We start from the raw sequence: 25504 nt of genomic DNA, 5'->3' as shown, positions 1-25504 counted from the left end.
AGTGTCAAGGTTTTTTGATTATCTTAATGTACTTAATTGATCTTTTCCAATGTGAAGGCGAATGTTGTCCCAATTTGCAAAGTGCTTCGTACTGAGATTATTTGCTGATGTGCTTCTAAAATGTGTTTTACAATTGCGAGTCCAAGCCCAGTCCCACCTTCTTCTCTTGACCTGTGCGAGTCAATCCGGTAGAACCTTTCAAATAATCTAGGTAAATGCTTCTCCTCAATGCCTATTCCGTCGTCAGTAACCTCTATCAAAAATTGGTCATGTAGTTCAAATATCTTAATAGCGGTTGATCCGTTTGTCCTACCATATTTCAATGAGTTTTGCACCAGGTTAATCATCACCTGCCTTATTTTTTCACGATCGGCCTTAACATATGCAGGCGAAGTATACTTCTCTTTGAAGGAAAGCTTAATGTTTTTATTTCTTGCGTTGTCTTCCAGGCCTTCCATTACCTCTTTCGCTAAGCCAACAAAATCAAATTTTTGAAAGTTAATTGGGATCTCTCCGGTTTCTAATTTAGAAATTGAATCAAGATCGTTAATTAGATAGCTTAAGCGTTCAACGTTATTAGCAGCCTTTTTTAAGAATTTTGTCGCCATTTCGGGATCGTCGACGAGGCAATCTTGGAGCGTATCAATATACCCCTGTATAGCAAACAATGGCGTTTTAAATTCGTGAGAGACATTGGATAGAAATTCCCTCCTGAATTGCTCTTGTTTTTTTAAAACGTCAATCTCTCGTTTTTTAGCTCCTGCCCACTCTTTCACTTCCTGCTCCACATCATTAATAGGGTCAGAACTCACATACTCACCAAGCGCATCCTTTAGGTCTTTGCCGAGTTTAAGATTGTGGATCATTTTATAGATCAAAACAACCTTTGAATAGATATACTTTTCGAGCAGATAATAAAAAACAATAAAACTAGTAAAGAATGATACACCGAAAGAGATCAACATAAAATACCAGCTGTGCTGGAAATAATAATTGACAAGACCAATTGATAAAGCAACCGAAAAGGCTGTTATGAGTACCAATACACTTAATTTCATGCTAGCAATTTACAAGATAAAATATCAAATGCCTTGCTTTTCAGTAAGATATTTCCAATATCTTTTCGGCACATGCTGCATATGAAGTTTCCTATTTTTCCGTGCTACAATGTTCGTGCTCTTAAAGTAATTGATCCATAGATCTGAATACATTCCTTCTTTTTCCGATACTAAGTCTGTCTGCGGGTCATTTAGCTTCCTTTGATCCTCTTTACTTAGATAGATTTCCTCAATTTTTTCCAGATCATAAAATATTCCGTAATGTCTTTTCAGGTCATAGATTACCCATTTTTGATCTGCATAACGATCCTTGAAATGTTTCATGATTAGCGGTATCACATTAAAGTCGGGATCTATTCCACAGTAAAACATTCCATCTGCACCTTGTTTGAATCTTATAAATGCTTCCATTCTATGTTTTTCCCGTTCCACCTTTCTTGCTGTTTGTGCAATAGCCAAGACATACTCATTGCCGTAATTCTGCTCTGCACCACTTTTATTTAAAAACAAGTAACATGTGAATTCAAACAGGCTTACCAATGCATCTGGTTTTTCGGATAAAAAAGTACAATAGTACTTCCTGATCCAACTCGCGTCAAGCGTTCGTTGTAGTCCTTCCCAAACCCGGTCTGCCTTAACCGGATCATTGTTTACTGAAAATACCTCTTCAAATGCATCTGGTTCAAAATGCTGCTTCATTTTTAATAATACTTTGCCAGGTTTCCTTTCAAACCATTCAAAAACTGCACAAAGTACACTTTCCAGGCTTCCGTCAATAATGTATATCATTTCAGGATTTTAAAACATCACAAGTTGCTGAACATCATTTTTGATATATTTGCTTTGGCTCTCTGCAAGAATAAAGGATTTGATCTGTGTATTTTGATAATCTTTTAATTGATAAAGGGTATCTGCACATTTTATAAAAAACTTAGCCCTGTTATAGGCAACCCCAATCTTTTTTAGTTGATCGATTCGCAATTTTCCAAATTTCCTTGCCTGCACTATTTTTTGTGCAGAAGTGAGGCCTATCCCAGGAATTCGTAAAATCATTTTGTAGGCGGCGACATTGATGTCAATCGGAAAGAATTGGAGATTTCGCAATGCCCAGCTCAGCTTTGGGTCGATGTCAATATCAAGGTGTGGGTTAGCATCATTTAAAAGCTCGTTAACATGGAATCCATAAAAACGCATCAACCAATCAGTCTGATAAAGCCGGTTTTCACGAATTAATGGCGGTTGAGATCCAATTATAGGCAATCTGTTGTCATTGCTAATCGGAATATAACCCGAATAATAGACCCGCTTTAATGAGAAATCTTTATAAAACAAGGCTGCCGTTTGCATAATTTCTTTGTCTGTCTCAGGCGTGGCACCAATTACCATTTGCGTACTTTGACCAGCAGGAACAAATTTAGGGACACTCTTAATAAGCTTCTTTTCGTCCTTTAATCGGATAATTTGATTCTGGATAAAACCGAGGGGTTTGATCACATCATTATGGCTTTTTTCGGGGGCTAAGAGTTTTAGTCCAATTTCAGTAGGCATTTCCAGATTTATACTCATACGGTCTGCATACAATCCTGCTTCCATAATCATGTCTTCGCTCGCTCCAGGTATAGTTTTTAAATGGATATAACCATTGAATCTTTCTTCTAACCGAAGTTTTTTGACCACTCTAAGTAATCGCTCCATTGTGAAATCAGCGTTCTTAAAAATTCCGGAACTCAGAAATAGTCCTTCAATATAATTTCTACGATAGAAATTCATTGTCAGCGATACCACTTCTTCAACTGTAAAAGCAGCGCGCTCAATATCATTGCTTTTCCTTGAAACACAAAAGGCACAATCATAAATGCAATGATTTGTAAGCAGGATTTTGAGTAATGATACACACCGGCCATCTTCTGTATAAGTATGACATATGCCAGAGGTGTGGCTATTTCCGATTCCCTTGTTGTCATTTTTTCTTGTTCCACCACTCGAAGAACATGAAACATCATACTTAGCCGCGTCGGCCAAGATGGTCAGTTTTTCCCTAATCCGCTCAGACATGCTATATTTATTTACTAACAAATATAGCAATTAAAACTAATTATAGTAGCATTAAGAAAACATCGGCTGACCAGCCTCCTCGAAAAAATGTTCTAAATACGCTAACATGAAGTCATGCCTTTTTTGAGCAATCCTGGAACCGGCTTCAGTTTTCATCAGATCTTTCAACAGCAAAAGTTTCTCATAGAAATGATTTATAGTTGGAGCAACCGAATTTTTATATGCTTCCTTGGTTTGATTATTGGCCGGTAGAACTTCAGGATTGTACATCACTCTATTTTTATAGCCGCCATAAGTAAATGCTCTGGCTATACCAATTGCGCCTATGGCATCAAGTCGATCAGCATCCTGTACAATATCAAGTTCCTTCGAACTGAATTCTATCTTTCCTAAACTGACTTTAAAACTAAGATTTTTAATAATTTCCCGAACATGAGAGATGATTCGCCGATCCACAGATATTGATTCTAGAAACCCTACAGCTATTCTTGGTCCAATTTCCTCATCACCGTCATTGAACTTGCTATCTGCAATGTCATGTAATAAAGCTGCCAATGATACAACCATTAAATCGCCGCCTTCTTCAGCGTTAATTTTTAGAGCAGTTTTATAAACCCTGTCGATATGGAACCAGTCGTGACCAGCTTCTGCCAGCTCAAGCTTTTCTTTAACGAATGATATCGTGAGCTCAATAGTTTGCGTCATAAATTCTAAATATTGAAGCTCAAAGATAGTAATTAAGTGTTCACGATGATTTCACGTGATGGCGATGCTATCTGAGTAAGCTCTGTATCATCGAAGGAGATTAGCTGCATAACTTCTACTTCCAGAACAGTACTTATTTGAAATAGTCGTTCCAAAGTAAGCCTACTATATCCCAGTTCAATTTTGCTATACGCATTTTGAGAAATCCCTAATTTAGCCGCAAGATAATCCTGGGTATAATTCCTAAACTCCCTTGTCTTCCTTATGTTGCCCGCTACAACTTTTGTTTTAGACGCTAGTTGATCCCTCATAATCTCGTTTTTAATTCCCCCAATGAATTTTATAAACAAAAAAAAAGGAAGCGTGTTTTTCAAAAATTTAAACAAATCTGATTACACCTTTGCTTTTGGTAGAAAGTGAATGCCATCCATGTGGGCATTTGGAATTTACAGCGTAACTCAGTTGCCTAGATAGCTTCTACAGGTAATTTTTCCCCTTCAGGTCTTCTTGTACCATCATACAATTCGTATTCGAGCATTCGACAATCTAGCTTACCATTATAGAATTCTATTTTTCGCGTAGCCTTAAGGCCGATCTTTTTAGCCAAGTCGGGATTTCCTGTGAAGATGTATCCAAAATAGCCTTTGCAATCCTGCTTCAGAAAATCGCCTATTCGTTTGTAGGTCAGTTCCAGTTTAGAGTGTACCCCTAGTCGTTCGCCATATTCCGGATTAAAAATAACGACTCCCTTCCCGCCGTCAGGCACCTTTGTCTCTGCAAAATCACAAACTTCAAAACTAATCAGCGTATCAACACCAGCAGTTTTTGCATTTTTTCGGCTTACATCAACTGCATCCTCAGAAATATCTGTAGCGATAATTTGAAGGTCTATATTTTTTATTACCTGATCTTTTAGGATTCTTCTTTCTGCAAAAAATACTTCCTCATCATAACCAAGAATATGCATGAAGCCATAATTCATCCTATATAAACCCGGCCTGCGATTGGTTGCTATCAAAGCTGCCTCTATAGCAAGCGTGCCAGAACCACACATGGGATTAACAAACGGAGTCTTTTGGTCCCATTTGCTACTTAACACTACACTTGCGGCTAATGCTTCCAGCATGGGTGCTTTCCCTGGAATTTTACGATAACCATGTTTGGCCAATGTTTCTCCGGAAGTATCGATGAAAATATCAGCGTCACTATCTTTCCAATACAAATGGACAACAGCCTTATTTCCATCTGAGCCGGAATTAGGTCTGATACCTTTCTTGTCTTTTATTCTATCCACAATAGCATCTTTAACTTTAAGATTAGCAAAAAGCGGCGTAGTGATGGTTGGATTATCGACGTTTGACGTTACCGAGAAATATCCTGAAAAATCTATGAGGTCTTCCCATGGCATCTCGACAAGTTCTCTGTAGACCGCTTCGGGATCATCAGCCTTAAAGCTTTTTAAACAATACAGGATCTGACTTGCGCACCTCAAATTTAAGTTCAGCTTAATACATTCAGAAAGGGTTATCTTCAGTTCGACACCAGTAGGGAAATCCCTTACAATAGTGTACCCAAGGGCTAAAACCTCATCTTGTAAATAAGGAGAAAGACGTTTGTTGCAGGTTATGATTACCTTGCTTTTTGTGTGGAAAACTTGCATAATTAATTTTACGAAGTTATCAATAAAAATATAGAGATTTGAAATTCGCAGTAGAATAAAATAGTATTTGATATGGAAATTAAAGGAAAAGTGCATGAAATCGGTGCATTACAGCAGGTGAGTGAGACATTTAAAAAACGCGATCTTATCATAGAATATGCAGAAAACCCTACCTATCCTGAATTCATCAGGTTTGAGGCCTTACAAGATAAAACTGCATTATTCGACAGCTTAAAACAAGGTGATGATATAGAGGTTTCATTTAACTTGCGCGGTCGCCCTTGGACAGATAAAACAGGCAAAACATCATACTTTAATAGTTTAGTAGTTTGGAGAATCAATGCACTCACAAATAGTGCATCTGCTGCCGCTACTCCGCAATATGCACCGCCAGCTGATGTTAACAGTGCGCCAGGAGAGGAAGATGATCTTCCATTTTAAAGATCTTTTTTAAATAAACAAATTGACCGCTATGCCGCCCTCCATAAGAAGGCGGCATTTTTTTGTTAATTCGAAATACCTAAAGTCATGTGTATCGTATTTTGCCTTTAGCAATGTTAATTTTAAAGACCATACAATATTTGTCAATTATGGTCGTATGTATATATGAGAGCGTTAATTTAGATGAGCGGGCATGGTCAGGATGATCATTCCCGCTTTTTTTATGGTTTTCGTTCACCGTCTGAGTTTATTTAAGAGTTTCGGCTATGTTTTTTTCTCTTCCAGGTTCTGGAATATAGTACCCACATCCACTTGCGTGTTAAAATATGTTAAATTGCCACTATTGTATAAATGCTTCGTTAATTTTGGTATGCTGATATGAAAAAAAGAAGCCTTTGGCTTATTACTTCCCTGATGACCATAGCTTTGCTTGGCGTTTTTGTAATGCAATTGTATTACATCAGGGAAGCGTATAATCTTAAATCTCAGCTTTTTGAACATGATGTTAATGAGGTCTTGAATTCGGTGGTGAACAAAGTCCAAAAGCGATATGCAGCCAATCACATCAGTAAAAAGGACGCCGAAGTAAGACAAGAACGGGAGCGGGATTTTAGAGACAAAGCTCAGCAAATCGTCGATTTTAAGGAAAATTTCAGAGCTGCTGAAGAAGAACGAAAATTCAGACAAAAGAAAAGGATCTTTGATGACCTGAATACCCGTGATAGTTTAATCCGAGAAACCTTCCTCGATCCCAGACGGATTTCAGAAGATGTTTTTCTTGACATCTCCAGAAACGATACAAAGGGTCAGTCACCTTTAAAAGTTCAGGTAGACCTCTGGCGTGATGAATTCGGCGTTATTAAGGGTGGGTCGATCAACCAGACAATCGAGCCTACTGTTAAGCAGGTCAAACCTCGGGCATTCTCGCTTAATTCCAACGATTTGCCAGATAGTTTAAGATATCTGGCAATTGATCGACAAAGCTCAAGATTTATAACAATAACACTGGAACAGGTTCGGGCGGAAATGGCGTTAAAGTTTAAGATTGAGGATAAGATTGCAGAACAAAGATATAGAGATGGTCTGAAAGACTTTATGGATGACACCGTTGCCCTAAATGGAACCAATCTTAACTATCTGGCAGATCTGGAAAAAGAAATGCGACAAAAGTATGTCCCGATTGCCAGGAGGGTCAACAGGGAGGAACTCGACACGCTTTTGAAGAAAGAACTCCTCAACAGAAACATTACACTAAATTATGATTTTTGGCTGAAAATGGCTAACAAAGATTCGTTGGTTTATAGGAAAGCATCTACTGCGGTTGAAGAGTCACTTCAGGCTAATACTTTTAAAACCACCTTATTTAATAAAGACATTTTTGGCGATCCAGGAGTCTTATATGTTAATTTTCCTAATAAAAATAGCCTCATACTTGGTAACATGTGGACAACCATGGCTTCGTCGGCAGGGTTATTATTGGTACTTGTCTTTATTTTTTCTTATACCTTATATGCTATTCTTCGTCAGAAGAAAATTTCGGAGATGAAGACGGATTTCATTAATAATATGACCCATGAGTTCAAGACTCCTGTGGCTACAATTATGATTGCCAGTGAAGCCTTGAAAGACCCGGAAATTATAGAAGATAAAAAACGCATTAGCAGGCTGGCAGGGATTATTTATGATGAGAATGTGAGGCTTGGCAATCATATTGAACGCGTTCTAAGCATTGCAAGACTTGAAAAGAAGGAGTTGAAACTTGAAGAAGCCGAGGTAAATTTAAATGATTTGGTTATGGTCGTCTTGGATAGTATGGATCTGCAGTTGCAGAAAAAGGCTGCGAAGGTCGAACTTGCTTTGGATGCCATTGCCCCAATCGTTGTGGGAGATGAGTTACATCTTTCGAATGTTTTGTACAACCTCATTGATAACGCCAATAAATATAGCACAGAACAACCGAGGATTACTATAAAAACCAGGAATACGGCGAAGGGCATTGTGGTATCAGTCGCAGACGAGGGTATTGGGATGACTAAAGAACAAAGCAAAAGAATCTTTGATCAGTTTTACAGAGTGCCAACCGGTAACCTGCATGATGTTAAAGGCTTTGGTTTGGGATTAAATTACGTACAGGATATTATTACACAGATGGGTGGTAACATTAAAGTACACAGTGAAAAAGATAAAGGAACTGAATTCATCATAAGCTTACCCCTAAATTAAACTAAACGCATGAAACAAATCTTATTGGTGGAAGACGACCCTAATCTGGGGTTGCTTTTACAAGACTACCTACAGCTTAAAGGAAAGTTTGATGTTGTACTTTGTGTCGACGGAGACGAGGGACTAAAAGCCTTCACCAAGCAGGATTTTGACTTGTGCATCCTGGATGTAATGATGCCAAAAAAGGATGGCTTCACGTTGGGTAAAGAGATAAGAAAGATCAATCAAGATGTGCCCATTATTTTTGCCACAGCAAAGGCAATGATGGAAGATAAGGCCTCTGCTTATGATTTAGGGGGTGATGACTACATCACGAAGCCTTTTAGGATAGAGGAATTACTTCTTAGAATAAATGCTTTGTTAAAGCGAACTCAGAGTAAGGAAGGTTCAGAGAATTCTATTACTCAAACCAATTTTGAGGTCGGAGATTACGTTTTTGATTACACTACCCAATTGATTCATTTCAAAGGTCAGATACAAAAGCTTTCCACAAAAGAAGCCGAGTTGTTAAAACTGCTGTGCTTAAAAAAGAACGCTGTTTTGACCAGGGAAGAAGCTTTACTGAGCATCTGGCATGATGACAATTATTTCAATGGGCGGAGCATGGATGTATTTCTTAGTAAACTTAGAAAGTATCTTCGGGAAGACCCTAAAGTTGAGATATTAAATGTTCACGGAAAGGGCTATAAACTATTGGTGAATTAAAGCATAAAAGCCTTTAGTGCGGCCTGAGCATAGTCACCCCAATCTTTAAGCGCCGAATTAATCGTTGCTCTTAGTGATTTATAGTCCGCCGATTTTCCTTTTGCGGGAGATTTCATCTCTGCTGCCGGGATCGACTTATCGATTACCGTCTTAGCAAACCAAGTTACATTTTCATGAGGTAATGCCACACCTAATATCATACCTGGCAAGCCATTAAAAGATTCAGGTCCGCCAGAAACCGGGATCTTATCTGTATAAAATGCCACCACGTATATGGAGTCTAGAATAACGGCATTGGCTCTTCTGCACTCGTATCCTGCGATCGTTCTAACCTCGCTGGTTAGTTTCCAATTAATCTTTCTAACGCTGTCTTTTAATAAAAACGTCTCCTCGTAGACTTTTTTCTGGGCAGTAAATGTGCCATTTGCAATATCAGTAAAAATAGTGCTGTTCTGCTCTCCCATTGGGTCACTAAAGTATCCTCTAGTCATTTCTGCTGGTGCAATGGGAGTAAATAATGTTTTTTCTGCAGAGAATACTAAGGTGCTTTGCAACAATCTGAATTGCGGGTTGTTCTTTTTGTAGTTGTCATACATGTCGCGCATGTAACTGTTGGTGCTTTTATCCGCCGCTTTCTTCATCAGTGCATACATATTTATGCTTTTCTCAAATTCTATTACACCTGCTGGAGCAAATCTTACGTTTTGAGCATTAAGTGTCGAAAGGCCTAAGAATAGGCATATGGTAACTATGGCTATATTTTTCATGGCTTTTGATTATTTTTTGGCAGTTCCGCCCATTTTATTAAAGTCCCAAATGATGCTTCCCATAAAGTACCGCTGAATGGTAGTATACCTGTTTTCAATAAACATATTATTGCTAGAAGACCTGTCAAATCCTACGTTTTGATTCAATAGGTCATTGACAGCAATCCTGATTTGGAGATTCTCCGCTTTAAAGAACTTTTTGGCAATGAAGGCGTTAATAATTATACGTTCGAAGTCTTGATTAAAGGTCTGTGTTTTCGCAGTAAATTTATATTGTCCGTCTGATGAGATTTGGACTTTACCCGGAAGTTTCACATTAAAGCTGGCATTCCCTGTCGCGCCCCAGCCTTGGTTATTCGTGCTGGAAGGTAGCGATGACCTACTGTCATTGTAAGATGGCCCCCCAGAAATTCTAAAGTCATACTTATCCTTGTTTTGGGAAATTGATAACCCGGTAGAATAGTTATTAGATCTCGTTGTCGCCAAAACCCCATTGATCATGCTAAAGTTTTTTGAGCCATTTGCGGACACATCAAGTCCTACACTAAGCTCAATAGCCTTAATCTTTCTGGACGTAGACCCATTAAAATAGAAGTTAGTTGGTGTTTCATTAAGGTTGATTGCTTGATAGGTATTATTTCCGGCGGCATCCGTAAAAGTGGTGTTAGTGATTGGGTTATTGATAAAAGAATATGATCCGTAAAAATATATATATTGGTCAGTAAGTATCTTATAAGAATTATAACCCATAGATACTCTGTTGTTAAAAGACGGATTAAGGTCGGGGTTACCAATTGTAATATTCAAGGGGTCGGTATTTTCCCTTATTGGCTGAATCTGGCTTATACTTGGTTGAGTGTTATATCCGTAATAGCTAATAGATAGTGATTTTTGCTGCGAGAAGCGGTATCTGTAGGAGGCATTTGGATTCCAGTTTATAAAGTTTCTATCGAACTTTCTGTTGCGATATAAATCAAGCTGGCGGAATTGAACAGCGCTTACATTTGTTCCAAAGTTGATGGTCGCTTTTTCTTTTTTGATATTTACAGTTGCTCCTCCTTGGTTCGTTAATTGATTTAGCTTAAAATTATTACTAAACAAGGTGTCCAATTGGTCATATAGGCCGGTTCCCGATTTATTGAATGACTTCTTATCAGATGTGCTGTTATTAAGGTTGAGCCCATAATTAAACACCACTGAAGTTGCCTTGCTAATTGGCTCAGTGTAGGTGATTCTTGAACTTAGAATAGAAGATAAGGAGTTATTCGTTTTAGACTGATCTATGTTTCTCATGCTGTCCAATTGTTCTGCCTCGTTAAAAAACTCATTTTTAGAATTTAGAAAGCCATTTGATTTATTCTGGTTGAGTGATTGAGTTAAAGTAGCAGACAATGTTCGTCCTTTTTTCTTAAGCTTTTTTGTGTAAAATGCGTTTATGTTAAACAGGTTTTGATCAGCATCGTTAGTCACTTGTCTGTCGCCTGTATTAATCAAGGAGCTGTCTGCTCTTGAACTGAAGCTAGCAAAATCTTCTCTGGTTTTTGTCTCTTTCTGAGTGCCATCTATTATTAATTTTAAGGTGGAGGTAGAGTCAAGTTGGAAATTAAGTGTAGCGTCTAATTTCTGTCTGAAAGTACTATTATCGAACTGTTGAGCTGATGCACTATTGATCGTTCTTAAAACTCCATTTGCATCCTGAGGAAGAATATTTTGAGTGAGGTTGCTGCTTGAACCTTTTACACCAAGCGATCCGATCTTATAATTAGTGTTTAATCCAAACTTATCTTTATTCCATTTATCTTCAAAATGCAGGCCCCCGGTTTTAGTTGACGGTATCCCTCTTCCATCATATCGCCCATTCCAACCTCCAAGGTCATCACCACCGCCGATGTAATAGACTCCGTCTTCAAACTGTGTGCCACCGCTTGAACCATACTTGTCACCGTCTTCCCAGCCTAGACCCGTTTGGCCCGTGTTACCAAATATTCCGTATCCAGATATACGCTGTTTACCTTTAAAGATATTGATCATCGCCTGACCCTGATAAAATTTATCCGTACCTGCGCCAAGATCAACCTTCCCAAAATACCCGTTTTTCTTATCCTCTTTAAGTTTGATGTTTATTGTTTTATTCTCCACACCATCGTCTACACCAGTGAAAGCTGCCTCATCGCTTTTTTTATCGTAAAGCTGAACCTTATCTACCATGTCAGCACGGATGTTTTTTGTCACCAGTGTAGGGTCGTCGCCAAAGAACTCTTCTCCATCTACCAAGACTTTCTTTACAGCCTTGCCTTGGGCGGTGATGTTGCCATCTTTGTCGATCTGCATTCCTGGAAGCTGCTTGAGCAAATCTTCTACTTTAGAGTTTGGTTGAATGTTGTAGCTTCCCGCGTTAAACTCCGTGGTGTCACCTTTAATCTTTATTGCCGCTACTTTCCCCTGAATAATTACGTTTTCCAGCAATGTTGACTTGAGTACTAGGTTTATGGAATTAAAATCTTTTTCCCGCTTCAGGCTGTCCAGGCTAAACTGTTCTGCATAATCCGCATACCCTGGGTAAGTAATGAGCAGGATGAATTTACCACTACGTAGGTTGTTAACCTGAAAAGTTCCATCCTGTGCGACCCTGGAGAATTTAACCAGCGTCGAATCTTTTTGATTGAGAATAGTTACGGTACTATTCACCATTGTATAAGATGCCGCTGTGTCTACAACCTTACCTTTTATTAGGTAAGAATTGTCTTGAGAAAAGGAAAGGGTAACAGAAAGAAATAACAAGAGTGTTAAAGCTGCTAATTTCATGAGGGAGCATTTGTTCGGCGAAAGGTATAACTAAAAAGTTAGTATTCAAAAATTTCAAATGTTAAATTGTTTAATTTAACTTTGCTTATGCTGAATCCGGAAATGACAGGTCCTGCAACGTTAGCCGCAAGATTTGTAAACTATACTTCTAAACACATTTTTTTAACGGGAAAAGCAGGAACAGGTAAGACAACATTCTTGAGAGGCTTAACAGCTTTGACTCACAAAAAAACTGTTATTGTTGCACCTACCGGAATTGCAGCCATTAATGCTGCAGGCGTCACCATACATTCGTTGTTTCAACTTCCTTTCGGTACTTACTTGCCGAAAGCACCGGCTGTAGATGGAGATCATTATAGTCAACAATACAATACAGCGAAATCAATTGTCCGCCATCTGAACATGACGGCGAGCAAACGGAAAGTATTGGTCGATATGGAGCTGCTCATTATTGATGAGGTAAGTATGTTGAGGGCTGACCTGTTAGATGCCATCGACATGGTGCTTCGCTACATCCGAAGAAACAACCAAGAGAGCTTTGGTGGTGTTCAGGTTTTGTTTATTGGCGATTTGCACCAGCTTCCTCCTGTGGTGAAGTCAAACGAGTGGAATTTGCTTGGGCAGTTTTACAATAGTGCTTATTTCTTTGATGCGCATGTGTTAAAACAAAACCCACCAGTGTACATCGAATTGGAGAAGATCTACAGGCAGGCAGATGATGTATTTATAAACCTGCTAAATAACCTTCGAAATAGTACAGTTACCTCACAAGATTTAGTCCTGCTTGAGCAGCATTATAAAGCTGACTTTAGAGCGCCGTTGAATGAAAAATACATTACCCTAACTACGCATAATAATAAAGCGGATGCTCTGAATAGAGAAAGTCTGGATAAACTTTCGGGCGCTTCATTTCTTTATAAAGCCAGGGTAGAAGATGAGTTTAGTGAATATGCCTTCCCTGCGGATGAAATTCTGGAGTTGAAGCTGAATGCCCAAGTCATGTTTATCAAAAACGATCCGACAGGAGAACAGCGTTTTTTCAATGGGAAAATAGCCACAGTTACGGCTTTGCGAACAGATACCATCGAGGTGCAACCTGAAGACAGCACACAGAAAATCATACTCGAGAAATACACCTGGAAAAACATCAAATATACCACCGATAAAGTTTCCGGAGAAATAAAGGAAGATCTTGTAGGTACTTTTACACAGTATCCGCTGAAACTGGCTTGGGCCATTACTGTGCATAAAAGTCAGGGTCTGACCTTTGATAAGGCCATTATAGATATCGGTAATGCTTTTGCGCCCGGACAAATTTACGTAGCACTTTCCAGATTGCGGTCGCTAAAAGGATTGGTACTTACTTCTTTGATTTCTGGTTCGGGAATTAGGCAGGATCAAAATGTATCAGTGTTTTCAAAAAACAAGCTCGCCCCAGATGTATTGCAGGAACAGGTTGAAAGAGATACTGAAGTTTTCTTAAGAAGTTACCTATTGCAATGTTTTGATCTGGCGCCTTTAGATAACATGGTTTATGAGCATGTGCACTCTTATACTAAAGACATGAATAAATCTGCCAAGCAAAAGCATCACAAATGGGCAGAAAAATTTCTTAAAACAGTAATTGAGGTAAGAGGTAATGCCTCAAAGTTTCTGGTACAGATTACCAGGCTGAGTCAGGACAGTTCTCCCTCCGGAATGCAGGCCTTACTGGAACGTGTGAAGGCTGCCGAAACGTATTTTACACCGCTGTTAAACGGTTTTTCAGAACATATTTTTGAACGTATGGAATTGGTAAAGCAAGATAAACAAGTACTGGAGTTTTTAGGGGAACTACTGGAGATGGAATCAAGGTTTTACGAGAGCTATAAGAAAATGAAAAAGGCACCCGCACTACTAACTTCAGTTTTAGATAATAAAGAGTTCAAGCGGGAAGACGCAGATAAACTGATTGATGTATCTTCAAGGACTAAGCGGATGCTTAAAGTATTTGCGCTGGATGGCGCTGACGATTTCACCCAAAAGAAAGTGGCAAAGGCAAAAACTTCAAAGACAACAAAGAAGGCTTCTACTGCGCCTAAAATTGACACCAAGGAAGTTACTTTAGGACTGTTCAATGAAGGAAAAACCGTTATGCGTATCGCCGCAGATCGTAAAATGACGGTAGGTACTATTGAAGCACACCTGGCTCATTACATTGCTTTGGGAGAGATCTCAGCTAAAAAGATAATTGGCTCTGCCAAGCTGAGCACGATCCTTAAAGTCATCAAAGACCTTAAAACCATTAAGTTAAATGAATTGAGAGATAAACTTGGTCGTGATTATTCCTTTAGTGAGATAAAAATAGGCATTGCTTCCCATCTTTCAGAGGGTCAAGATTAAACCCGAAAATCTCCTTCAAATACTTGTTCTGCCGGTCCGCATAAAAATACATTTCTAAAGCGTTGCCCGTCATAATCAAAATTGATATTCAGTTTCCCGCCTAAAACTTTCACTGGAGTATTAACATGCCCTGTGTTGTTGTTTTGCCTGGCCATTGCCAATGCTACCGCTGTAACACCTGTTCCACAGGCATAGGTTTCGTCTTCCACACCACGCTCAAAAGTTCTAACAAATAAATGGTCTCCCAAGTCCTCTACAAAGTTTACATTGATGCCCTCTTTTTTGTAGGTTTCATTATTTCTAATCTCAGATCCAAATTTAAATACATCGAAGTTCTCCAGATCTTTTACTTCAGCAACATAATGTGGGGATCCGGTATTTAATACATATGCTACCCCATCGTTACTAATGCTATCTATATCAATCATTTGAAGATCAACCCAATTCCCTTTTTCTGAAATTTTGGCATAATGCGGGCCATCTACTGCCAGGAAGTTAGTTTCTGTGTCAATAATGCCGAGATGTTTTGCGAACGCAACGATGCACCGTCCGCCATTTCCACACATACTTCCAAGATTACCATCCGCATTGAAATATAGCATTTCGAAATCAAAGGCACTGTGGTTTTGAAGTAGCATCATCCCATCAGCGCCAATACCAAATCGCCTGTTACACAGCTGAGAAACTGTTTCTTTATCAGTATATTTAAAAGAAAGATCACGATTGTCCAGAAGGATAAAATCATTACCTGCGCCTTGATATTTATAAAAATGAGTACTCATTGTAGTTTTGCTTCTTATTTAACAATTTTTAACAGAATTCATGACTTGTTACAGATGCAAATATCGTTAATATGGTATTAAATTTGAATAAGTCAACAAAAAGAAAGTAGGTCAACTAGAAAAAGAAGACTTAAATTATTTAAGTAGTAAACAAACACTAAAAAATATATAAATGAAAAGATTAGGATTAATAGCGCTGGCTGCATTTATAGGGGGTGCAGCTGCAATTGGTGGCTATAAATTATTAGAGCCATTGAACAACCAGCTTTCTTTTGCTGAACAACAACATGTACTTTTTGCAAATAACCCGAAGATTTCATCTGCTGGAACACTTGATTTTGTGGAAGCCGCGGCGGCAGTTTCGCCAGCAGTTGTACACATCAAAACTTCCTATGGGGCTACAAGTTCCGCTAAAGGCGGATCATCTCCAATGGATATGTTTGAGGATTTCTTCGGTGGAGGTGGTGGTGGAAACAGAAGAGGACAACGTCAGCCTGGAGCTGCTTCGGGTTCAGGAGTGATCTTAACTCCGGATGGTTACATTGTTACCAACAATCATGTGGTTGATAATGCAGACAAGATTGAAGTGATTTTATCTGATAGAAGGAAAGTTAGTGCAAAGGTGATAGGTAAAGATGCAAATACAGATTTGGCGTTGATAAAAGTCGATGCGACTGATCTACCAGTGGTGAAAATGGGTAACTCTGACAATGTTCAAATTGGTGAGTGGGTATTAGCGGTTGGTTTCCCATTAGACTTACAGACCACTGTAACAGCTGGTATCGTGAGTGCCAAAGCACGTAGTATAGGGATTTTAAACAGAACTCAGCCAACAGAAGAGCAATATGAAGAATACCAGAGAACTGGTAAAACGCCATCTAGTCCTAGTATAGAATCTTATATTCAAACGGATGCAGCTATCAATCCAGGTAATAGCGGTGGCGCATTAGTTAACGCAAATGGTGAACTGATAGGTATCAATGCAGCAATTGCTTCGCAAACTGGCACTAACGTAGGTTATGGCTTTGCTATACCAATCAATCTTGCTAAAAAGATTCTTGATGATTTTAGAAAATACGGTGAGGTTAAGCGTGGATATATTGGTGTAAGCTTTGTGGCACTTGATGCAGATAATGCGGAGTCATTTAAAGTAAAGGATATTGCAGGTTTATATGTTAATGAGGTCTTTGCTAACAGTGGCGCAGCGGCTGCAGGGTTGAAAAAGGGTGATATTATCAAGAAAGTGGAGGGAGATATCATATACGATTCTCCAGACTTACAAGAGAAGATTGGTCGTCTAAACCCTGGAGATAAAGTGCAACTAACTTATCTGAGAGATGGTCAAATGAAAACCACAAGTGTTGTTCTTAAACCTGAATCTTCAATTACAGAAAGGAAACCAGTTTTGGCTAAATCATCTGCGGCAAGCATTGAGAAGTTAGGTGCAACGTTTTCTGCCCTATCTCCTCAAGTTAAAACTAAGTTGGGTATTAAAAATGGAGTTGTAGTAACCAGAACCAATACTTCTGGCTTGTTTTACCAGTATGATCTTATACCTGGAACTGTTATTACTAGTATCAATGATGTTCCTTTGAATACTACTGCTGACGTGACTTCCGCGTTAGGAAGATCAGCCGATAAGATCAAGGTAGTGGGCATTCTTCCAGACGGTGGAAAGATGTCTTGGATGTTTAGTACGAAATAGATTAGAGAAGTAAATATTTAGTTTGGCTCCATGTTTTCACAACATGGAGCCTTTTTTATTTACTGGCTTTTGTAAGTTTATAAAGGAACGTGTCATTAAAAAATACCTTCGTTTTCTGAGACATTAGTATTTTCTTTTTCGTAATTATGACTCTTATTTTATAGCAGCAAAAAGAAATGAAAATAGCTTAGCTTATATTTTAGCGCTTATTGATCCAATCAGTAACTTTTGCAAGTACAATCGGACTAACTGTCTCCTCAATTTCGCCATACTCTATTACTCCTCCTGTCTTTGCGGTTTGAAAAAGATGGTTAAGACCTGTTAGAGGCAATACTTCAAAGCGTTTGTTTCCAGCTTTCTTTAGGCTGTTGCTAATCCCTTCCAGATTCTCTTTATAGCTCACCTGCATATCCAAAGTTCCATTAAGCGCTAATACTGGACATTTTAATTTACTAAGATACGGAGTTGGATCAAATGAGATAAAGTAACGAAACCATGGTCCAGATAACTGGCTAATATTAGCTGCTACCTGTTTATCAATCTCTGCTTTCGATATTACGTCTGCTCCGCGGCTACTTAAATCTGCTGTAAGCGCACTGTCTAATTTTGGTTTTAATTCATCAACGCCTAGATTGCTATAGGATTTAATAAGTTGGTATAGTTTACCGTTACTTGCAGCGTTAACTTCAACAACACTATCAACCGCACCAAGCAACCGCATTTGGTCGGCCGACTGTATTACAAGGAGCTCTGTAGTGGGAATTCCGGGAGCTGCAAGCAAAACTACAAAACCAATTGTATGGTCATCAGCAGCAACCATTGGAGCAATCATTCCACCTTCACTATGCCCCATCAAGCCGATGCTTAATTTTGCAAGATCGCTTCGAGATTTGACATAAGCTATTGCAGCACGAACGTCATCCGCGAAGTCTGCACTGGTGGAGTTACCAAAGTTTCCAGTTGATTTACCTACTCCACGATCGTCGTAACGCAACACGGCGATTCCTTGTCGGGTCAGCCAGTCGCTCCAAACTAAGAATGGGCGGTGATTAAATTGCTTTACTTCTTCATTACGGTTCTGTGGACCGGATCCTGAAATTAAGATCACTAACTTTTTGGTCGCCCCTTTGTCTTTAGGCATGGTCAGCGTTGCGGCAAGTTTAACGTTTGCCTTTGTATTATTAAATGTTACTTCTTCCTGAAGGTAGGAGATATCTGAAGGGTCTTGAGTACGCTTAACGGTTTTTGCGCCAGGAAAACTGTTGCTGCCTGAATTATTTGAAGAGGTCACTTTATACAAGGTCAGGGGAATACTACCCGGTCCCTGACTGAACGTCCCAGTGATTCTGTTGCTGTCTGCTTGGTAAGTTCCTACATACTTGACTGCGAGCTTCGATGCCTCAATGGTGATCGCGTTATCCAACACCACCGTTTTATCCGTTAACATACCTTTGGCACCTTGGTCTGGACTGTCCATAGTGGAAGTGTAAACCCCCGCTTTTTCTGAAATATGAAGAACGATGCGAAGCTTAATGTTCTGCGCTCCGGAAATGTTGAGTACACCATTCCAGTCTCCAACAAAATTTTGTGCCTGGGTGATTCCACTCACCAAGAATATCGATGCGACGATGATTATTTTTTTCATAAGTCTATGTATTAACTAAAGGTAGACATCCAATTCATACGATCATAATTTCAGAGAACTTCTTAATTAAATTCTGTTTTAGGAAATAATAGTTACAAAAATGTTGATGATCTGTAGCCGTTTATTATGTAAAAATGCCCAAAACATTACATCATTACTACCTATCGCTGCAGCTTTTGATACTTCATTGATAATCTGAAGACAATTTAATGGAGTAGTTAACTATTTTCTAAGGAGTCTATTTTGTTCGATTTTTTAAGACAACCTGTTTTTACATTTTGTTTAATAAGACTGTTTTGTCTATTTGTCAGTGCTTATTCTAAATTTACAGCTTAAAGAAAAATATATAAAATATCACTACTAACCGACAAAAAATAAAAGCAAGGCAGAGCGCCTAAGCACTCTGCCTGATGTTGTAAGTTTGTTTTGCAAAATAAACGACAACATGAGCAAAAATACTGAAATTAAGTTAGTCGGTCAGCCGATTTTAAGCCAGGTGTTACAATTAGTAGATAAAGTAACCTTCCAGAATTTGGTAAGGAAGTAAAAAAGTGATCGGTATTATAAGGCGTTTAAAAGTTGGCCACATTTTGTGACGATGATGTTTGGAATACTAAGCCGATGTGATTCTATGGCAGAAACCTGCGAAGGCCTAAAGGGAATGAGTGGGAAGCTCAATCATTTAAACATGCTGAAAGCCCCCGCCAAAAGCTCGGCAGGCGATGGCTTACGCAATCGCAACCCTACCTTTTTTGAAGCATTGTATTATGAGCTAACTGATCGTTATCGTAGTTTTTTGTCGGACAGCCGAACACTTGGGCTAACCGTAAAAGAGCTTTATATTGTAGATTCGACCACCATTCGTTTGTTTAGCGATATTTTGAAAGGTGTAGGGCGTAACCCTAAGAACGATGGCAAAAAGAAAGGTGGGTTAAAGGTTCATATGCTGATAGATGCGGTACAATCCGTAGGGAAATTCATGCGCATTACAGAGGCAAAAGTACATGACAAGAATTTTTTGAAAGACATCCGGGTACCTGAGTTCAGCATGATCGTATTTGATAAAGCTTACAACTATTACAAACAATTCGCCCAATGGACAACTGCAAACATTTATTTTGTTACCCGTCAAAAAAGCAACGCCATTTATGAAGTATTGCAAACCCTCTCAAAACAAACACTGCCCGACAAACATGCTGGGGTATTGAAAGAGGAAATTATACAGATAAGTTACAAGCAAAAAAAAGAGGTGCAGTCATTGAAGTTACGCAGGATAAGTTATCAGGATGAAAAAAACCGACAGTATGTATTTATCTGCAACAACTTCATTATTACGGCAGAGGAAATAGCCTTGATATACAAAAAACGCTGGGGCATTGAGTTGTTGTTCAAGAAAATGAAACGAAACTTTCAATTGCATTATTTTTACGGAAAAAATTAAAATGCCATCCGCACACAGGTATGGTGTACCCTGATTGCCCAGCTCCTGTTAACCGTATTGCAAAAGAAAGCGAAGGTGGCCAAAGCCTTTTCAACAGTAGCCACTATGGTAAGAATACATTTGGTAAGTATGCTGGATGTATATGAGATGCTGAGAAACGTAAACCGGGCATGGGCTAAACAGCGTACTGACAAGGCCAATACCCTCTCATTGTTTCCAACATAATAAGCAGGGGTCGGTTTTAAATGTAAAATAATGTACACTAAATCAAACCTGAATCAACGATTATAACCAACTTTCGATTTTTGTCGGTTGGTAGTGATAAAATAATTTTTAGCGTGAACAATATATTAAAGGTTTAAACGCTATAGTAGGTGAGAGCGTTAATTTAGATAAAGGGACTATGATCACAGATTGCGGTCCCTTTATCTTTATATCGTTATGGGTAGACAGAGCTCCCTAATATCTTAGTCAGAACCTTCGTTTATTGAGACAAATCCATGGATTTCCTTTTTGATTAGCTTATATATCGACAGCTATGCTTTTTTAATTTTCTTTTCTCGTTTTCCAAATTGCCTTGGATAATAAGAAAGTGTAGTCATAAAATATTGCCTCAATACGTTTTGGGTTCCAATGGTAAAACTATTTGCAGTGCCGAAATTGATGACGCTGGTATTTTGACGCAATAAATCAAGTGCGGAAAATTTGAGTTCAGCATTATTTCCTTTTAAAAATCTATAAACTACGCTCGCATTCCAAATTGTAAAATTGATTGCATCAGAACCTAGCGAAGCGCTGGTATTAAAAGTAATGTTAGTATTCAGTGTGAGTTTTTTAGTCAGATTGTAAGTCGAACTCAGATTTGTACCCATATTTTTGCCGCTGTAACGAGTATTGAATGCTTCTTGCTCTGATAAATACGTGTTAAAAAACTGAGTGGTAGATAAGGCAAAAGTATTCCTGTAGGTATAATCTATGTCCAAAGTAGAGTTGGTATTAACATTCCTGGAAAAGGCAAATGTTCCATTGGTGTAACTTGGATTTTTAGCTGTACTCACATCACTCTTAAGGTTGAACTGTAACTCAGAGGTTTTAAATTTAAGTGCCTTTTTTAAGTTTAGACTAGCATTAAGATATCTGTTTCCATTTGCATTTACCCGATAAATTATTCTCCTATTCTGCTGGTCTATTAAAATACTATCCACTATATTATCCTCTATTTGACCGGCGCTGATTTGAAAGCCATAAGAAAACGGATTGGTTTCTTTCCTGTCCTCATGCCGGAATGAGAAAGCAATGCTTCTCTTAATAGATTCTTTAAGGTAAATATTCCCTCTTTGAAGGTAATACAAGTTGGTACTATCCGTCAACGGCGCAAGTTGTTCGATGGTGGGTATAGTAATTTTGGTATTGTACGATACAGAATAATACCTATCAGATTCGCCATACTGATAGTTGGAATAAGTGAGGTCTGCATCAGGAACAAATCGAGTGTATGTCCTTGATAGAGTTTGAAACGCTTTCGCAGAACTGCTTTTAAAACCAATAAATGCTTGTTTTAACGTGATATTAATGTTAGTGTATTTGCTGTATCTGTTTGTAAGGGAGTTGCTGATAGATTTACTGAAACCAATCCCTGGGACCTCTTCAGAAACATTAACTTTGAGTTTGTTGGTTAGGTAGTTGTTTAAATCGTATGACGTTGTAAGTGTATCTAAATCCTGCACCCGTTGCTGCTCCTTATTGGTGTTCAATGAAAGCTTATTAAAGACGGAAAGGTCAACTCCCAAAGGCTTCCCTCCGAACAAAGTTTGAGCTAAATTCGACAATTCTAAGTCGAGTTGCTGGTTTAAACCTTGTGTATTGGCGTTGTATTTCCTATTAAATTTTTGATTCGATAGTGGGTCAAGAAAAGACATAAATTCTGTAATATTTAGTCGCTGGCTATGACGGTCGTATCCATCTAATTGGTAGTTTGCGCGAAAATTTCCCATCAGTTCTTTTCTTTTTCCAGAAGTTGAGGATTTACGATATTCTGCGCTTAATCCGAACCTGTCATTATCGAAAGTTTCTGAAGCCATAGTGTTGTTAATGCTGGTCAAGGCTCGTTCTTCATTTTCTGCGGTTCGATAAACACGGTTTTCATTGCCACCCACGTCGTGATTGAAATATTGTGAAAGGCGCAGATTATGTTGATTTTTAATTAAGTCATAGCTTGAATTAAAACGTTGGTCTGTACTTTCAGTTAAACTAGTGGTGGCGTTTCGTTCTAACACCCTGTTATTTACATTAAGGGTGGTAGTGTTGAGCAATTCGGACTGGTAATCCCGGTTCCTGTTCTGCAGAAAATAAGCTGCTTTGAGCGTATTTCTCTTATACGAATCTGGTTTTTCGATGAAGTCGTAGGTAAAGGAAGTACCCGTTGTATTAGATCGATTAACTCCAGATTGTCGGAAATCAGGCTGATAATCCATCCGGGTTCCTACTCCTTTAAAAGTACTATTAGACATTATTGTTTCAATATCTCTAGGGGTCTTGTTGAGGTTATTGCTGGCTCCAACTATTGCGACTTGCATTTTAGGTGAGAAAATATTCAGGTTAAGGTCGGTTTCAAATCTATTGTTGGTTCCATAACCTGCGCTGAGTTTTCCAAAGTACCCAACATCTTTCCCCTTTTTCAGCTTTAGATTCATCTCTAAAGTGGAATCTAAGGGATTATCATTGCTCTGTTGTGATTTATATACCTGAATTTTTTGCAGTGCATTTTTTGGAATGTTTTGCAGTGCAATTTCGAAATTCCCTCCAAAAAATAGTTTACCGTTTACCTTAAGACTTTTTATTTCTGCACCATTTACTGTGACGGTCCCGTCGCCCCATAAAGTTATGTTGGGGACAGCCCTAAGCATATCCTCTGCAGTAGCATTGCTGTCCAGCTTAAAGGCACTGGCATTGAACTCTAAGGTATCACCATTTACGGTGATAGGGGATACTGAAATGGTCACATCAGATAACGTGATGTCGCTGGGCGTGATAATGAGACTTTGAAAATCAATGACTGGTTTATCACGGGTTAGAAGGAAACTCTTGTGCAAAGACTGATAACCAACGTGGCTTACCTCCATTTTCAATTGCATATTGATGGGAAGGTTTGTAAGCTCAAATTCACCGTAATTATTGGTGATCCGGTACCCTAAAAGAATGCTATCTTTTGCCTGGAATATAGAAATAGTGGCGGACTTCAGAATGTAATTGTTGGTCGTGTCGCGTATTTCACCTTTTACGGCGCCAAGACCAACAGTCTTCTTTTGTTGAGCGGATGTGCACAATGATGCTACCGCTAAAATAACAGCAATCGCGACTGAGAGAGACTGGCGCATTGGAGGTTAATTGTTGACATGTTTATGTTGGTTAGGATGTTAGCTGGTTCTTTTAGGTTTCAATTTTACCAGTACCGGGTTGCTTTTCCGATCTTGGGTTTTAAAGTAATTTTCCAAAGTAGGCGTGTATTTCGGATTTTTACCCGCACTTTGCTCTTTAAAGCTAAACATTGCCAATGAGGATATGGTGGTGTATAGATAGGTGCCGTCGAAAAGTTGAAAGCCTGATCTGTCGAAGTCATTGAATTCTCCCATATCTGTCACGGGAAGAAACATGGAAGTTTCATCGGGTTCTAGGTCTTTAATAGACGTCAACATTCCATTTTTCAGATTGTGAATCAAGCTGTTTCTCATTTCCCTGCTGTTCATTGTATATGTTTTAAAGAAAAGATTGTCACCGATTTTAAAGACGTTTTTTAGCTCAGAAATTTTACTCTGGTGTTCTTTAAAATATTCCTTCCGCTTTCCAAAATAAACGGGATTAGTTTTAAAATCCGTTGGTAATGAATTTTCTGACGGCAGTAACATACGATAGGTTAGGTAAAGGTTATTAGGAGTGACCGTATAAATATTATAGTCATACCAGTTTGTGAAAAATAGTTCATTAGGAATCCCTGAGTTTGTAAAGATATCTACTGTTGAGTGAAAATAATTATCTTTATGTCTTTCTGAACTGTAGGGAAAGAAAGCCGCGACTTGTTTATCATTCTTTGTAAGCATAAGATCATACTCAACCTTATCCTGCCCCCGCATAGCTTCGTCTATAGCTGTACCGTCTGGAAATCTTAAACCCCAATCATAAATATCATCTTCCACGAGAATTTTTTGTACGATTTTTCCAGTAAAATCATAATAAAAGAAATGCTTTCCAGCTAGTATACGTATCAGACTTCGTTCAGGCTGGCTTTTTATATTAAACCCACGCATACCATAATCAAATTCTCCTCCATCTAGCTTTAATTTTGCGGCTTCAATCTTTGATTTAAATTTGCCTTTCAAATCGAAGACGAGAATCGAATGAGTATCATCATCGTAGATGACATAGTGTTGATCCGCTATTAAAATTTTAGAAATTGTTCCAAAAAGACTCTCCTTTGTAGTTTGCAAGGGTATATATTGAATGTCTTCAAATACCTTCGAAACTTTTCCACCTTTTGCATTTTTCAGGTCAATGCGTATCGTAGTCATTTTTGAACTGTCAACTTTATTACCTTGTCCATTGCTGTTAAGAGTATGAAGTACAAGGAGAGAAGCGATTAATAAGCTTTGATATTTAATAAATTTAATCTTTGGAGAGGTTAATAACATCATATATGGTTAGGTTTCGTTGCTTGTAAATTACAAAATATAAAATGAACAGTACACCTAAATTTTAAAATTAATATTTTTTTCTAAAAACATATTTAATAAGCGATAAGTACAATCCCTGTAAGGAAGTCAGCTATTACTGTTGTTGTTGTAACAAGCATAAGGACGCTAATACTTAGTATATGTTTGTAGAACTTAAATGCTTTCAACATTTGTCTATTACGCAAAAGCTTTCACAATTCAACAGCTGAAAGAAAGATAGCTAATAAGGTTCAAACAATTTAGTCTTTCAACCATTATACGGCTATTGGCCGCATATATCTTCGTTTATTGAGATTTTCTAAATCTTATCGACGCAGAAGTTTCACAGATAATATTGTGACTACCTGTATTATAATGTACTCCCCTTTGTTAGGACGACAATCCTTACAATGTTAATTATTTA

The 25504-nt window shown here is 38.4% G+C and carries 17 protein-coding genes and 1 pseudogene; 6 read left to right on the top strand and 12 right to left on the bottom strand.

Annotation, left to right across the window (positions count from 1 at the left end; translation table 11 throughout):
* Positions 1-32: 32 nt before the first annotated feature.
* The 6 genes from ACHFIZ_RS01855 to ACHFIZ_RS01830 form a co-directional block, all read right to left on the bottom strand.
* Entirely contained in the window at positions 33-1058 is a 1026-nt protein-coding gene (locus ACHFIZ_RS01855) for a sensor histidine kinase (protein ID WP_410882288.1), read from the bottom strand.
* A 24-nt stretch (positions 1059-1082) separates the two neighbouring features.
* Positions 1083-1847, bottom strand: a complete 765-nt coding sequence (locus ACHFIZ_RS01850) for a TIGR03915 family putative DNA repair protein (RefSeq protein ID WP_410882286.1) — start codon at positions 1845-1847, stop codon at positions 1083-1085.
* Between the two features lie 9 nt (positions 1848-1856).
* Positions 1857-3113, bottom strand: coding sequence for a putative DNA modification/repair radical SAM protein (locus ACHFIZ_RS01845; RefSeq protein WP_410882284.1), 1257 nt, complete (start codon positions 3111-3113; stop codon positions 1857-1859).
* A gap of 51 nt (positions 3114-3164) precedes the next feature.
* Entirely contained in the window at positions 3165-3818 is a 654-nt protein-coding gene (locus ACHFIZ_RS01840; protein WP_410882282.1) for an HD domain-containing protein, read from the bottom strand.
* A gap of 32 nt (positions 3819-3850) precedes the next feature.
* Positions 3851-4129, bottom strand: coding sequence for a helix-turn-helix domain-containing protein (locus ACHFIZ_RS01835; protein ID WP_410882280.1), 279 nt, complete (start codon positions 4127-4129; stop codon positions 3851-3853).
* Between the two features lie 155 nt (positions 4130-4284).
* On the bottom strand, positions 4285-5478 hold the full coding sequence (locus ACHFIZ_RS01830; RefSeq protein WP_410882278.1) for a class I SAM-dependent RNA methyltransferase: 1194 nt from the start codon (positions 5476-5478) through the stop codon (positions 4285-4287).
* Between the two features lie 72 nt (positions 5479-5550).
* Between ACHFIZ_RS01830 and ACHFIZ_RS01825 the strand changes: the two genes are divergently transcribed.
* From ACHFIZ_RS01825 to ACHFIZ_RS01815, 3 genes are all read left to right on the top strand, one after another.
* Positions 5551-5919: a DUF3127 domain-containing protein gene (locus ACHFIZ_RS01825; protein WP_410882276.1), complete on the top strand. Its 369-nt coding sequence runs from the start codon at positions 5551-5553 to the stop codon at positions 5917-5919.
* A 378-nt stretch (positions 5920-6297) separates the two neighbouring features.
* A complete protein-coding gene (locus ACHFIZ_RS01820; protein ID WP_410882274.1) occupies positions 6298-8142 on the top strand; it encodes a sensor histidine kinase in 1845 nt (614 codons plus the stop codon).
* A 9-nt stretch (positions 8143-8151) separates the two neighbouring features.
* Positions 8152-8847 (top strand): response regulator transcription factor, encoded by a 696-nt coding sequence (locus tag ACHFIZ_RS01815; protein ID WP_410882272.1) that lies wholly within the window; start codon positions 8152-8154, stop codon positions 8845-8847.
* Here ACHFIZ_RS01815 and ACHFIZ_RS01810 read toward each other — a convergent pair.
* Together ACHFIZ_RS01810 and ACHFIZ_RS01805 are read right to left on the bottom strand one after the other, a co-directional pair.
* Positions 8844-9614: a GLPGLI family protein gene (locus ACHFIZ_RS01810; protein WP_410882270.1), complete on the bottom strand. Its 771-nt coding sequence runs from the start codon at positions 9612-9614 to the stop codon at positions 8844-8846. The genes ACHFIZ_RS01815 and ACHFIZ_RS01810 overlap by 4 nt on opposite strands.
* A gap of 9 nt (positions 9615-9623) precedes the next feature.
* A complete protein-coding gene (locus ACHFIZ_RS01805; RefSeq protein WP_410882268.1) occupies positions 9624-12419 on the bottom strand; it encodes an outer membrane beta-barrel family protein in 2796 nt (931 codons plus the stop codon).
* A gap of 87 nt (positions 12420-12506) precedes the next feature.
* Here ACHFIZ_RS01805 and ACHFIZ_RS01800 point away from each other — a divergent pair, with 87 nt between their 5' ends.
* A complete protein-coding gene (locus ACHFIZ_RS01800; protein ID WP_410882266.1) occupies positions 12507-14801 on the top strand; it encodes a helix-turn-helix domain-containing protein in 2295 nt (764 codons plus the stop codon).
* Here the strand turns inward: ACHFIZ_RS01800 and dapF are convergent.
* Entirely contained in the window at positions 14798-15583 is a 786-nt protein-coding gene (dapF, locus tag ACHFIZ_RS01795; RefSeq protein ID WP_410882264.1) for a diaminopimelate epimerase, read from the bottom strand. The two genes, ACHFIZ_RS01800 and dapF, sit on opposite strands and share 4 nt — an antisense overlap.
* A 172-nt stretch (positions 15584-15755) precedes the next feature.
* Between dapF and ACHFIZ_RS01790 the strand changes: the two genes are divergently transcribed.
* Complete coding sequence (locus tag ACHFIZ_RS01790; RefSeq protein WP_410882262.1) at positions 15756-17288, top strand: Do family serine endopeptidase; 1533 nt, start codon at positions 15756-15758, stop codon at positions 17286-17288.
* Positions 17289-17487: 199 nt separating this feature from the next.
* Here ACHFIZ_RS01790 and ACHFIZ_RS01785 read toward each other — a convergent pair whose 3' ends face one another.
* Positions 17488-18933, bottom strand: a complete 1446-nt coding sequence (locus ACHFIZ_RS01785; protein WP_410882260.1) for an alpha/beta hydrolase family protein — start codon at positions 18931-18933, stop codon at positions 17488-17490.
* A 562-nt stretch (positions 18934-19495) separates the two neighbouring features.
* Here ACHFIZ_RS01785 and ACHFIZ_RS01780 point away from each other — a divergent pair.
* Positions 19496-20374 (top strand): annotated as a pseudogene (locus tag ACHFIZ_RS01780) (IS4 family transposase); the annotation flags it as partial.
* A gap of 536 nt (positions 20375-20910) precedes the next feature.
* Here ACHFIZ_RS01780 and ACHFIZ_RS01775 read toward each other — a convergent pair.
* Positions 20911-23751 carry an outer membrane beta-barrel protein gene (locus ACHFIZ_RS01775; protein WP_410882258.1) on the bottom strand — a complete coding sequence of 947 codons (2841 nt, stop codon included), beginning with the start codon at positions 23749-23751 and terminating at the stop codon, positions 20911-20913.
* A 39-nt stretch (positions 23752-23790) separates the two neighbouring features.
* A complete protein-coding gene (locus ACHFIZ_RS01770) occupies positions 23791-25062 on the bottom strand; it encodes a 6-bladed beta-propeller (protein WP_410882256.1) in 1272 nt (423 codons plus the stop codon).
* Positions 25063-25504: the final 442 nt, after the last annotated feature.

This window comes from Pedobacter sp. JCM 36344, from assembly GCF_046546555.1.
Lineage (GTDB): Bacteria > Bacteroidota > Bacteroidia > Sphingobacteriales > Sphingobacteriaceae > Pedobacter.
This window is presented reverse-complemented; position numbering and strand designations above follow the sequence as displayed.

Bases quoted from the DNA above. Each gene is read 5' to 3' on its own strand.
- ACHFIZ_RS01845 (WP_410882284.1), bottom strand. From the start codon at position 3,113: ATGTCTGAGCGGATTAGGGAAAAACTGACCATCTTGGCCGACGCGGCT.
- ACHFIZ_RS01840 (WP_410882282.1), bottom strand. From the start codon at position 3,818: ATGACGCAAACTATTGAGCTCACGATATCATTCGTTAAAGAAAAGCTT.
- ACHFIZ_RS01825 (WP_410882276.1), top strand. From the start codon at position 5,551: ATGGAAATTAAAGGAAAAGTGCATGAAATCGGTGCATTACAGCAGGTG.
- ACHFIZ_RS01815 (WP_410882272.1), top strand. From the start codon at position 8,152: ATGAAACAAATCTTATTGGTGGAAGACGACCCTAATCTGGGGTTGCTT.
- ACHFIZ_RS01790 (WP_410882262.1), top strand. From the start codon at position 15,756: ATGAAAAGATTAGGATTAATAGCGCTGGCTGCATTTATAGGGGGTGCA.
- ACHFIZ_RS01855 (WP_410882288.1), bottom strand. From the start codon at position 1,058: ATGAAATTAAGTGTATTGGTACTCATAACAGCCTTTTCGGTTGCTTTA.
- ACHFIZ_RS01810 (WP_410882270.1), bottom strand. From the start codon at position 9,614: ATGAAAAATATAGCCATAGTTACCATATGCCTATTCTTAGGCCTTTCG.
- ACHFIZ_RS01850 (WP_410882286.1), bottom strand. From the start codon at position 1,847: ATGATATACATTATTGACGGAAGCCTGGAAAGTGTACTTTGTGCAGTT.
- ACHFIZ_RS01830 (WP_410882278.1), bottom strand. From the start codon at position 5,478: ATGCAAGTTTTCCACACAAAAAGCAAGGTAATCATAACCTGCAACAAA.
- ACHFIZ_RS01770 (WP_410882256.1), bottom strand. From the start codon at position 25,062: ATGATGTTATTAACCTCTCCAAAGATTAAATTTATTAAATATCAAAGC.
- ACHFIZ_RS01820 (WP_410882274.1), top strand. From the start codon at position 6,298: ATGAAAAAAAGAAGCCTTTGGCTTATTACTTCCCTGATGACCATAGCT.
- ACHFIZ_RS01805 (WP_410882268.1), bottom strand. From the start codon at position 12,419: ATGAAATTAGCAGCTTTAACACTCTTGTTATTTCTTTCTGTTACCCTT.
- ACHFIZ_RS01835 (WP_410882280.1), bottom strand. From the start codon at position 4,129: ATGAGGGATCAACTAGCGTCTAAAACAAAAGTTGTAGCGGGCAACATA.
- ACHFIZ_RS01785 (WP_410882260.1), bottom strand. From the start codon at position 18,933: ATGAAAAAAATAATCATCGTCGCATCGATATTCTTGGTGAGTGGAATC.
- dapF (WP_410882264.1), bottom strand. From the start codon at position 15,583: ATGAGTACTCATTTTTATAAATATCAAGGCGCAGGTAATGATTTTATC.
- ACHFIZ_RS01775 (WP_410882258.1), bottom strand. From the start codon at position 23,751: ATGCGCCAGTCTCTCTCAGTCGCGATTGCTGTTATTTTAGCGGTAGCA.
- ACHFIZ_RS01800 (WP_410882266.1), top strand. From the start codon at position 12,507: ATGCTGAATCCGGAAATGACAGGTCCTGCAACGTTAGCCGCAAGATTT.